This window comes from Parabacteroides faecis, assembly GCF_014647375.1.
Classification (GTDB): Bacteria; Bacteroidota; Bacteroidia; order Bacteroidales; family Tannerellaceae; genus Parabacteroides; species Parabacteroides faecis.
The window spans coordinates 123,095-135,111 of sequence record NZ_BMPB01000012.1 but is presented as its reverse complement, the minus strand read 5'-3'; the positions used below and the strand labels follow the sequence as shown (position 1 = coordinate 135,111).

General features: G+C 39.6%; 10 protein-coding genes. All 10 read right to left on the bottom strand.

Annotated features, from left to right (window positions below; translation table 11 throughout):
- Position 1: 1 nt before the first annotated feature.
- Positions 2 to 4,765 (bottom strand): hypothetical protein, encoded by a 4,764-nt coding sequence (locus tag IEY67_RS17840; RefSeq protein WP_183671017.1) that lies wholly within the window; start codon positions 4,763 to 4,765, stop codon positions 2 to 4.
- A complete protein-coding gene (locus IEY67_RS17835; RefSeq protein ID WP_183671019.1) occupies positions 4,755 to 5,405 on the bottom strand; it encodes a hypothetical protein in 651 nt (216 codons plus the stop codon). Before IEY67_RS17835 ends, IEY67_RS17840 begins: the two co-directional genes overlap by 11 nt.
- A 1-nt stretch (position 5,406) precedes the next feature.
- Positions 5,407 to 5,859, bottom strand: a complete 453-nt coding sequence (locus tag IEY67_RS17830; protein ID WP_183671021.1) for a hypothetical protein — start codon at positions 5,857 to 5,859, stop codon at positions 5,407 to 5,409.
- Positions 5,856 to 6,284, bottom strand: coding sequence for a hypothetical protein (locus tag IEY67_RS17825; protein WP_183671023.1), 429 nt, complete (start codon positions 6,282 to 6,284; stop codon positions 5,856 to 5,858). The genes IEY67_RS17830 and IEY67_RS17825 overlap by 4 nt, the downstream gene beginning before the upstream one ends.
- Positions 6,281 to 6,796 (bottom strand): hypothetical protein, encoded by a 516-nt coding sequence (locus IEY67_RS17820; RefSeq protein WP_183671025.1) that lies wholly within the window; start codon positions 6,794 to 6,796, stop codon positions 6,281 to 6,283. The genes IEY67_RS17825 and IEY67_RS17820 overlap by 4 nt, the downstream gene beginning before the upstream one ends.
- On the bottom strand, positions 6,796 to 8,094 hold the full coding sequence (locus tag IEY67_RS17815) for a phage terminase large subunit (protein WP_183671027.1): 1,299 nt from the start codon (positions 8,092 to 8,094) through the stop codon (positions 6,796 to 6,798). The genes IEY67_RS17820 and IEY67_RS17815 overlap by 1 nt, the downstream gene beginning before the upstream one ends.
- A complete protein-coding gene (locus IEY67_RS17810; protein WP_183671029.1) occupies positions 8,091 to 8,660 on the bottom strand; it encodes a hypothetical protein in 570 nt (189 codons plus the stop codon). Before IEY67_RS17810 ends, IEY67_RS17815 begins: the two co-directional genes overlap by 4 nt.
- Before the next feature lie 9 nt (positions 8,661 to 8,669).
- Complete coding sequence (locus tag IEY67_RS17805) at positions 8,670 to 9,734, bottom strand: DNA cytosine methyltransferase (protein ID WP_221267790.1); 1,065 nt, start codon at positions 9,732 to 9,734, stop codon at positions 8,670 to 8,672.
- The gene (locus IEY67_RS25220; RefSeq protein WP_229801120.1) at positions 9,715 to 10,278 is read right to left on the bottom strand and encodes a ParB N-terminal domain-containing protein; all 564 of its coding nucleotides are present in this window, start codon (positions 10,276 to 10,278) and stop codon (positions 9,715 to 9,717) included. Before IEY67_RS25220 ends, IEY67_RS17805 begins: the two co-directional genes overlap by 20 nt.
- Before the next feature lie 133 nt (positions 10,279 to 10,411).
- Positions 10,412 to 12,016 (bottom strand): Eco57I restriction-modification methylase domain-containing protein, encoded by a 1,605-nt coding sequence (locus tag IEY67_RS17795; RefSeq protein WP_183671031.1) that lies wholly within the window; start codon positions 12,014 to 12,016, stop codon positions 10,412 to 10,414.
- Position 12,017 lies beyond the last annotated feature (1 nt).

Here is a 12,017-nt window from a genome sequence, read left to right as displayed (position 1 = left end):
ATTACTTATAATTTAATGCTATCCATTTTGCATATTCCAAACCTTGAATACTTGTCGCTCTAACAGCCATAAATTGTAGACAAGCTCCATTTACCTGTAATTCCACAGGATCATTCCTGTCTGTGGAAAGTGTACCCAACGGCTCGCATCCGGCTATTCCGTATCCGTTTTGAGTTGTGATAAAAAGACTTGATGAAGATTTTGTATAAGGAGGGAATGTAGCTTCATATATTGTTGCCATTTTACCTTCATATGATGGATCTGATGGTAATTGTACAAAGACATGATAAGTCCCTTCTGAATAATCACCTGCATGAAGTTTTATGTTTAAATCATCTACAAGTCTATAGGTTGGACCATTTCCCCCGGAGACTCTTACGGCATCCGAACTCGACAAAACTTTAAATGTCATTTGCAGATACCCACCAAAAACACCCTTCTCAAAATAAACAGAACCATCTTCATAAAGCCTGGTTGGAGCAGTATCCCTGTTTTCATACGAGGCTCCCAATGCTATACGGGGATGAGTATCGGCATTGCCATCAATGACCACATTCCTATTTTGGCTCTGTATCGTTAAGTCCGAGAACCACCAACCGGCAATATTTGCCTCTTCGATCAACGCCAATCCCGTTGCTATGCTTTCAAATTGACCTTGAAATCTTTCCCAGTATGCAGATCCGGAACTCGGATATTTATTACTGAATGAACCGGCTGATGTTTTAGCCATCCAAAAGACTTTAGTCCCTGGAGTATCTTCAGTATAAACAGCATCAACATGTTGTTCCGTCCCGGTATAGATTTTTGAAGCATCATATTTTTTTCTGAATGTCAATGAAGGACCGGCTTTCCCATCCTCTCCTTCAGGGCCAGATATTCTTACAGGAGCAGACCAAGGCCCCTTTTTAAAACCACTGCTAAAAAATACAGCCTTACTCATCCAGAGCGGAAGGGTTCCAGAAGGAGGATCCCGTGCCCAACCAGAAGGAGGCAATTTATCTTCCTCAGGAGTAACCGGTTGCGTCTCTGACCTTCTATAAACTCCATATGTGGAATAACCATCTATACCAGGATCACCGTCTTTTCCATCTTCCGCCCATTTTGCGTATATACTGGGATTTGAAAATCTACTCCAGATACCATCTTTCTTTACCCGCTGAGACACCCATAATACTTTGTACTCTGCGGTAACGCTAAGAGGGGTAGAATACCATTCCATAGGGACATGGCCATCTTCCTGGCTGTTAGTTATCGATGGTGGCGCATAATTCTTTGAAAGGGCATAGATGTATTCGGTACTAGTACCATCTTTACCCCATCTGGACCATAGGAATACTTCGGAAAATGCTCCCCAAACACCATTCGCTTTTTCACGCTTACTGCTCCATTCAAATTGATTCGTTATGTCCGGGCCAACCGGATCATCCGTCCAACCGACAGGAACAAAATCCGCAACATTTTCAGATGTTGTAGGTCTACCGGGTTTGTTCGCTTCAGTTGTAGAACGCTGAAATATCCACTCCACATCTGTACCGTCCATACCATCAATCACACGGACAATAGTAAATACCTGTTCGTAGACGGCCAGCCCCTCACAATTAATCTCCAGTTTTATTTCTGCCTTTTCTTCCGTTACACCATGAACTACTAAAAGACCATCAGTGACCGTATATGTGCAGCCTGTACCCACTGAAGTAACCAGATATTTACCTTCTCCAATAACAGTACTGTACCGTAATGGAGTCGCACCTTTCGAGACCTGGATTTTGGTTGATATACGAAAGTTTTGTGCAACAACCTGAGCCGTTCCCGTCACAACATTTTTATCACCTGTAACGATATCGACCTGTTCCGTCAATCCATCTTTCGTATTATATACTGCACTATAAGTTGATAAGGTTACAGAATACGCATCCTGTCCCTTCAAATTGTTTTCCAGACCGGGAACGTTCCAAACGTTTCCTCCGAAATAAACATTGTTCAAATAGATTGATCCTTCAGCTAAGGATTCCCCATTTATAACCAAGTTGGAAAGATCGCCCCATTGCGATGAAATATGTTTCCCTGGATTGATCTCCCATGTACTGACATTACGAAGATATCGCTGATAAGTCCTTGTTGAATAAGCAGAATGCTGCCGGTTCTTCTCAATAGGATTACCGTACACGGCAAACTTCATAGCCATGCAGGGGTGAACCATTGTTCCGGGTTTCAGCTCATATCTGAAATGGGCATTATCGATTATTTCTGTAGGCGTAAAGTAGGCAGTCGAGAATCCCACCACTACATCGAAACCGGCACTGTCAACACCGGAAGTAGTGGCATTACCGGTCAGGTTATGGAATATACCACGACAAAAATCATTCACATGTAATCCGGCAAGTTCACCTTCTTCCAGTTTCAGCTTCACGATCTTATTCTCCGTATCGACAGACTCGATCAAACCGAAAGCGATAGCATTCCAAAGTTCACCCGACACAACATCGATACGGTTAAAACGCAGTTCTGGTACTTCCAAGAACTCCCATAGCTGAAGGCTACGCATTTCGCCTTCCCCTTTTTCATTTATCCTGGCACCGGAGCCATGAAAGCCACCAACATAATTGCCAAAGGTAGCACCTCCTTTAAAGGCGATTGGATACTCTGTTGAATCCGGTTTGTCTTTACGAAGAAATATTTCTTCATTATCACTTTGAATATTATCTTTGAAAGTTTTCACAGAGACCTTTCTTGCATCCCCCTCTCCTATATCAACAGGCAAATACATATCATTGGTCACCGTCCCGGCTTCGTCCAGTTCCCGGATCAGTTTACCATCGGTAACAGTAGACGTTGCGGTAGCCAAAGACATAGCCGTATAAAGAGCAACAGTAGTAGGTGAAAATTTCAACGGTGTTGTCGGATTTACCAATATGGCATTTCTCAAAGATGTTGCACCCTCTCCCGTTACATCTACACCATCAATAAGAGCCAATTCCAAATCTGCTTTACCGGCCTCTGTATAGTTATTTACCGATAGCAACATGTAATAATTACCATCTGCATACAACGGTTTACAAAAAGACAGGTTCGGGAAAAAGGTCGGATCAAGTTTTGCCTTTCGATATGAAATTCTTGGTTTATTTGCGTAAACACCTAAATACCCCGTCCAATACTTACGAACCAGGTTGTCATATTTCAAAGGTTCAAAAGTGAATGAACGGAAAACAACCGTCTTCGAATCTGCATCTATCCATTTTCCCCACACTTTAAGAGATTCCGTACCATTTTCTAGCAACAATCGACATTTAGTTGATTTGTTCAAAACATACTCAACTTTATTATCTTCGATTTTGCGCGTATATAAGGCAATATTCTTATCTGTCGCTGCATATGGAGATTGATACACAGTATTCTCCTGTTTATCGTAGGTATCTGCAGTAAACGTATATGATGCGAATGTTTTATCAACCAGATCATCCTCCGCGTACTTCAGTACATTCTTTTTAGTTAGTCCATAGGTATATTCCAGCTTATTATCTTTCTTGTCGATCAGCATCTCTGAAATATTGATCGCTCCGGATTTACTTAAGATTACATCATCTGCATTGTAAAACGAGAGAACACTACCTTGATATTCTACCATCAAACCAAATACCCCCATGACAGACTTAATAAAATCCATCGCCGATATGTCCGGCAAATTTTCTCGAATTGGATAATCCAACAAGAATGCAGTTTGGGAATAATCCTTTTCATTCTCCGGAGCAAAAGAGATAGTTAAGTCTATTTCAAAATTCCCAGTCCTAAAAGGATCGTAAATACCAAAACAAACATCACCTGCACCAATGTTTCTATACTCATCAATATCTTTTGATGTACTTTCAAATATATCAAAGATGGGTGCTTCACCCTCCTTAAACTCTGTAGCGATACTGAATATACCAAATTTCCATCCGGTAGCCGCATTATTCGCTTTTACTGTACCTTTTATCCGATATCGTCCACCTAACGGAATTTTAATAAAAGTTACTGGCATCGTACGATACATGAGATCATACAATTTCTGATGATAGAGAGCATTTTGATAGTTCAAATCTGGTAAAATATCATACTTTTGTCTACCTGAGATCTGATCAGATGTAGTAGTCCCTCTAAGGCGAAAAGCCAGATTGTTTGCGACCTCTTTACTCCCGTTAGTAGTTGGTAACATCAACCACATTTTCTCAATTACTGAACGATAGGCATTATTCATTACAAACGACTGCCCCACTATCATATCAAATAACATTGAGACCTTCACAGCTGGACGCAAATGTTCGGGGTACTGCGCTTGCATGCCGTCCAACTTTGGGACCCAGGTAACAATATCATTTTCAGTCACATTATAGTCCCAGGGGATCAAACCGCTATCCGGTAAAATATCTTTCAGCTTGCAATCACTCAAAAGAGTCAAACGTGTATTTCCTCCAAATTTGATAAGGACCTCTATTGTTTTACTGGTCGATTTAACAACAGCAACGCCATCATCAAACAGAGTAATACCGCCCCTGATAACCTTTGCTGTATGTTCTACATGCGGAAAGTCTGTTTCAACATTCACTTCTGTTGAGTAACTAAACGTCTGAATGTTGTGTGCCGTTTTAGGAAGCTGGATAGTGTATGAATACCCAGACAATATTGTTGACATATCGGCCGGCTTACTCACAGCACGATTCAATACGATGCCTGAGCCACCCTCTGGCAAGTCAACCTCTATACCATCTATGTAAAGTTTATCTTTCATTCGGCAATACAATTGTTATGTCAAAATCCTGCAATGCAGCTTTTGTTCGTTTGTACTCTTTTACTTCGACCTCCACATTATACCACCCATCAGGAACAGAAGCCTGCACAATGGCACTTTCCTGTATAGCGGTGAAGCTCTCAAATGTTTCCCGGTCTACCATAGCTGCAAACAGGGTTATTTTATTTATCTGATCAAATGCCAACTTATAAGTCAGTCCTCCGATACCGGCCGTTTGAATATTCTCCAATTTCCGGCTGTCCTGATAAATACAAAATTCGTATGAATCCAACTCACCGCGACGGCTAATCCAGCGTAATGTGATATGTGCTCCATCTCCGGAAAAACTCACGACCTTATTACTTCCATAGACAACTTCAAAGATTCCAGAAGCAAGAGATACCCCGGCTTGCACCACGGACCAGGCTACATTCTTCCGTACCGTTCCATTTGACAACGTATTAATGGTGAACAAAGATTTCAGCAGTCCTGACGCATCAAACACCGCTGTATTTGCTATTGCTGACACTTTCGTCTTTACTCCTTCAATAGTGATATCATATTCCCCTGCCCCCTCCATTGTGAAAAGAACCGGATCAAAAACATACTGCGTATCCGATGGTGCGTTTACTGTAGCCATTTCATTTATTCAATTTTATAGATTCAAACTCCATTCTCATTAAAAAGCCGACACGGTCTTTTATTCGTGATATCGTTTCCGGTACTTCAGCCGTATATACATCTGTATCCGCTCCCCTCCGGTAAAGTTGTGTTCCTTCCCTGGTTATTTTACGAGAAACCAGATAAGCAAAAGAATTGCGTTCTGACTGGCTATCAAAAGAGATACCCTTATCAATTACCCACTGCTTTATAATCTGATAGAATCCGGCCGGAACCTTGCCCGGTTTACGCCCTGTCTCCAACGTACCAAAAGCCATACGACCAAACAATACTCCGCGATTCTCAGATACATCGGTACGCATGGATTCAGATGTACGCCCAGAAGCTCTACGACCGGAGCTATCAATATTGGAAATGATTCGCTTCCGAAGATCTTCCAATTCTTCAAATATTATGTTCTGTACTTCTTTCATAGATTACGTTCACATATTCCGGCTATCTCTTTCAACACCACTTCAAAGACAATACCGGAAGTAACAGCATTGAGTTTATTATATGCAACCTGGTATTTCATCACTCCACCCAAAGGTTCAAAGTTTCCTGTTTCGTTCAACTTCACAATGAATCTCATAGCTAATGATTTCATCCGGTCAACGACACAGTCATTATCCAGACCGTTGCCATTCAGCTCTACTTTATCTAAGAAAGCCAGCATCCCGTTCTGGTTGTCACGGATATTTCCATTCTTAAAGTCCAGTTCTCCAGAAGCAGGAAGAACATACACAACAGCCGGAAGCGGTATCCTATCAATTTCCACATTGGCCTGGGTCCAGTCCTCAAAAACGAACGGTACTCCTAGTGATTCAGCAACCTGTTTCAATTTATCCTGTACCGTCATTTCTTCTCACTTATTATTTTGTTTAACCTCCTTTGATACATGCCACTGTCATAATCAATTTTCATCATTGCATATACACGCCTTTCCGGTAAATCGAATACCGCTTCATGAGATATGGATAGACGTTGAGCAATCCGATCGACAACACCAAAAACACCATGGTCAATCCCATAAAATCCGGCTCTGACTTCTTCCGGTGTTGGTTTGTACTTGAACGTGTTTTCATCACGTACCGTCATACGTTCCAATTCCCGGTAAACTGACAGGCCAAAATTGTAAACAGAAATAAAAGGTTTACTCATCACCTCCTTTTCATTCAAACCTAGCAGCACCTTTTGAGGAATAAACAGAAGCTCAGACCTTGTGTTTATAGTAGACAAGTCAATACGCTGACCGTAGGTAAGCTCTGGTATTTTCTCCGGTGAATATACCGTTTCCAACTGATCCCAAAAGTCCACTCCTTTTAGCATCAGAATCACATTTTCAATAGTAGTCTTACTCGTTATCTTCATTACCAGTTATATGTTGAGTTACCCGTACGCGGGGCAACAAGTCTATACATTCCCATTATCAGCATATCCAAATAGTCCGGAGACCGCTTAATAATACCTTTCATTGCTTCCTTGCTGATGATATCCTTTTTCCGGGTATCCTTATCTACATTCGCAGCAATCAACAGTTGTAGTTCTTCAGCAATGAGTTCCGCCTGATCCGGTCGGCAAATGATCTGTAACTGCCGTTTGTCTATCATTTCAGCCAATTTGTATGCACATTCGGCTTTCAGGTTCGCATATTTATTCTTGAATGCAGATGCACCATTCTTGAACTCTTTGATCCCGTTCAGATAGCTCTCCAAATAACTTCCTAAACCATCACTATCCGCCACCGTCTGGGACCTGCCGACACCATGCATAACCATGAGCTTTCGCAAATCCGTTTCAATCTCCCGACCTGATGATTTGTCTTTATCAATCTCGATTGAAACACGTAAGCCTTCCCAGTAACCAGCGACAAAGTGATCTCTTCCTTTCATTGCCAGGTCGGCACTTATAGCCTTTCCTCCGATCAATGCACCGGTGTTGGTAAAGCAATCCATCACTGCATCGTAATCAACTAAAGAGTTCGGATCACTGTCATACTCCCATTTTCCCAGATAAAGACGTTGATACGTTACTTTATCCTCTGTCTGACGAAGGGTATCAACATAGTCTTCTGTGACAAACGGGTTATCTTGTACTAATGCCGGTATGAATGCATACGGTACTTTGAGTTTACCTGCTTTACTGGGCTGATAAAATCTCTTATACAGCCAGTTCTTTTTCGGATTACAGGTTATCAGTATTTTCGACGGGATTTTATAAAGATCATTCAAGTGCCGACCTATACGAGTTTTCAGCATCTCAAAAGCCAGACCGTTGATCTCTCCGGCTTCCTCTATCCATCCCCCGGTAAATTCTTTCGATCCTAACCGTTCATACATTGGGTCCTTACGAGGATAGTAGGTCAAATCCAGATAAACGATCTCCGAACCGTTGTCGAACTTGATACCGTCATTTGTGATACGGTAACCGGTAAACCCGTGATACCTTGCAACCTTACCAAACGTTACCGATACAGAAGCTTGTGAGTCTTTTAGATTGTTACGACCAACAAACCAGCGTGTACCAGGCAAATGAAAAGCACATTGCATCAACCATTCACACCCTAACCAAGATTTTCCACCACCTCCCGCACCGCCGTACAGGATGAATTTATGTTCACTATCCGCTAGATAGTTGTAAGCAAGCCGCTGTTTTAAATTTACTTTCATTCATCTGCTTGCTTTATTAACTGTTCAACATTCGGGGTTACCGGAAGGAAATTAAACCCAGTAAACTGTATTTTATTACCGCCTGTTGTTACATCGACCTTTTGAGTACCGTTAATACCAAGAAGCTTACAACGCATTTCAATACATCGCTCAATCCCGGACAAATAGCGCGGATCCCCCATGTTGATAATTTCCTCACCCAGGACACGAGTAGAAGATTTCTTCTTACCTTTCGCCGGATCACCCTCACAATCGTCTTTCTTCTCAACAGACTTCTTTTTCTGGTCCGTCTTTGACTTCTCCCAGGCTTCCCAATACTCACGTTCCAGCTTGTTGATCTTTCCGAGTTCTATTGTCAATTGATTATTAACGAAATCTTTCCGGGCCTCTTCCGATTCTTTCAGTATCTCCTTAACATCATTGAATACTGTTACATGGGAAATTGTACGGCCAGTAATGACAGATACAGACTCCGCAATCTCACGGAATGTATATGCTTTAAAGTAAAGGGATGCAATCAACTGTTTGTCTCGTTCCCTCTCTCCTGCTTTTCTTGTTGCTGCCATTTGTTAAACCTATATTGTTAAACTATTACCAGGTTTATCCTGATACCATTGTTTATATATTTCGTAAGATATACGAGCAGTCATAACAGGAGGAACACTCATACCTATCAAATATTCTGGTTTGATATCGGCAAAATCATAATCTAAAGGATATGAGCCTATAAGACACATTTCTCTTTTATTTAGACTTCTAGGGATATCATAAAGAGCATTCACACCGGCTCCACTCGTTAAAGTAGGCGCCACATCGTCTGAATGAATAATAGGGTTAGAAAACATACTAAGGCGCTTTTCTAATCGATCTATTATATCTCCAAAGGATTTATCTGATTTACGCTTACTATTCCATAGCATTCTTTGGTATTCGGTAAGATTATCTGACAGATCGTTCTTATCCATAATTTCTCTGAACAGGATAGGTGTTTCACTAAAGCTAAGCTGCAACTTTGGAAAGCCTAGATCTTTCCTCCTACAGATAAAAAATACACGTTCGCGCTTTTGAGGAATCCCCATACTCGCAGAATTAAGAAGGAATACCTGCACATCATATCCTATCTTCTGCACACGTTTTACGATCTCCTTTGAATAGGCACGGGCATTACCCTGTATTATTCCTTTTACATTTTCCAGTATAGCAACCTTTGGCCGCAACTTACAGATCGTATCAATGTAAATGAAAACAAGATCATCCAGACGTTGCATTGCCTGACCTTCTTTGAAGCGCTTCTTTTTACCCCATGCGTTTTCCCTTTCCCCAGCCATGGAAAATGTAGAACAAGGTGGTGAACCATCCAGAATATCCAAATTATACAATTCGTTAGGCAAATCTTCTCTTTCATTGAACAGTCGAATATCTTCTGTATATAAAAACCTTGGAGAATGATTTCTGTTATATACTCTTGACACCTGTTCATCTAATTCAACCCCTCCGAGATGGTCATAACCGGCTAACTTATATCCCATAGACGACCCACCTCCACAAATGAAAGCGCCAAAGACCTTCAGCATGTGAGGTTCCACCCCTTTAAAAGGATAACCGTTCTTTATATACCACTCAAATTGTAGTTTCATCATTGACATTTTCAAAAAGTAATTTACATACAGCCTTACTCGGATCAGAGTCAATAGTCATTAACGACTCTTTAACTCGTAAATAAGTTTCAGCATCAAACTTCAATATCAGTTCATGCGCATCTTCCCATTCTTCTACATCAATTTCTCTGTTTTTATCGGAATAATCCTTAGCCTCGTTTATCTCTAATTCCCATGCGTCCAGTTCATCAACACCAAAATCTTTTACGATAGCATCAAAATCAAAGAATGATGTATCAGATGTATGGTTATCCGCTAGAGCTAATGCCTTACGCCGGGCATCTTCCGTCGATAAGTCATTACGTTTGATCGCAATAAGTTCTGTACCATCACTTTCAATGACACGAACCTTTAAACCTAACTCCTGGGCCTGTTCATATACGCCATTGCCGGCAATGATACAATCATCATTGTCAAAAAGGATAGAACGACCGGCACCACATTCTTCAAGGCTTTTCCGGATCAGACGTTTGTTCTTGTCGTCATGGATACGATAGTTGTTGGGATCAGTCTTTATATTACTCATACATACAGATTTATATAAAGACAAATATAACAAAAAAAATATCATACAGAATATCATATACACAATATGATATATTTACATATATAATAAAAGCCAGTATTTATTACTGGCTTCCATTTATCAATAAAATTTATTATCTCTTTCTATTCAATCTCCTATTCGATAACTTTTTCCAAATATTATGTGCAATAGATATTTCTTCTTGACTTAAACCATAATTTTTTTGTAATATAATCTTATTTGTAATAGCCAAAATATCATCTATATCAACTTTTTCACGTATCATCTTATCAATATTCCACAAAAGCTTTTCATTATTTTCATGATATGGCAATAATATCTTTTCGGTCTCATTAGGCATAAGCTCCAAAACACCACCACCGTGACTTCTACCACACACCTCGGCAAATGCAAAAGACAATGAGTTATAGTAACTTGAAACAAAAGACTTTATATTAGTCTCTGGCAACAAATAAACTCGATGCATAGTATCTGTAGTATAAGCATTTGCTTCATTTATAATTAAGCGGGGATATAAATTATTCCTTCTTATAAAAAGTGCATCAGAAACTTTAATAGAAGGAATAACATACCACTCGTCTCTTATGCTAGTTTTATATCCTTTATTAATCTCCATATCTTCACCATATGTAATATACCTCAAAGCACCTTCATTTAACTTTGAACCTTGAGAAAAAACAAGGAGATGAGCTTTCGAGTTCAATTTTTTATTTTCTTCCCAATCTTGTTTATTAAAAATAAGACTATTAACTTGAACACTTCTTCCTACCATAGGTTTAGCATACTCATACAAATCATATTTTTGTACAACATCATAAGGCACAGTAAAATAATCATTCGCACCAGTAGTTATGCCAACTTCAACTTTCGAATAGTCACCAATTTGGGGAACCTTCTTTCTATTAGCAATAGTTTCTAAAAAGTCAATCTCATCTTGCTCTAAAAAGTAAAATGTCCACTTATTAGATTTAAAATCTATTTTCTTTTTAGGGGATTTCAATCTTGCAGTATCTAACATTTGCAAATCATTTGCATCTGTTAATTCAATATGCTCAATATTATGTTCTTGGGAATTATTTTTTTCACACAATAACAAAACAACTTCCTGTTGAATATTTGGAAAAACTAACTTTTCAAAAGATATTATATTTATTTTATTGTAAAACTTCGCAATAAAAGCCCTAAGCTGCTGTGCATATGAAACTTGCAATATCTCCGCAGGTAAAACAAAACCAATCTTACCCCCTTCCTCCTTTAATAATAAAGAAGAACCAACAACAAAAGAAACCCATGCATTTGTCAATTTGGAATATTTCAGTCCCGCTTTATCAAAAATAATTGAAGCTTGTTGTTGTTGATCACGATCAAAAAATTGATATCGAATATATGGAGGATTCCCTACAATTAAATTAAATCGTTGCTTAGTTGTATTACAATACTCATGAAAATCAGTATTAATTACAGTTTTGTTCCTTAACTCTATTTTATTTGCCTTCGCAGACTCAACCTCATCAAACTCCACGCCTGTAATCGACTGATATTCTGCTTTTAACGTTTTTAATTGCCTTAAAAAGACACCATCTCCACAACTTGGTTCTAAAATATCATAGTTGGTGCTTCCATTTATACCCCACCGTAATATAAATCGCGCTATTTCCTCAGGAGTATAAAAACCTCCTCTAAGCTTTTCTACACTAGCTTCTGTTATTAGCTTCATA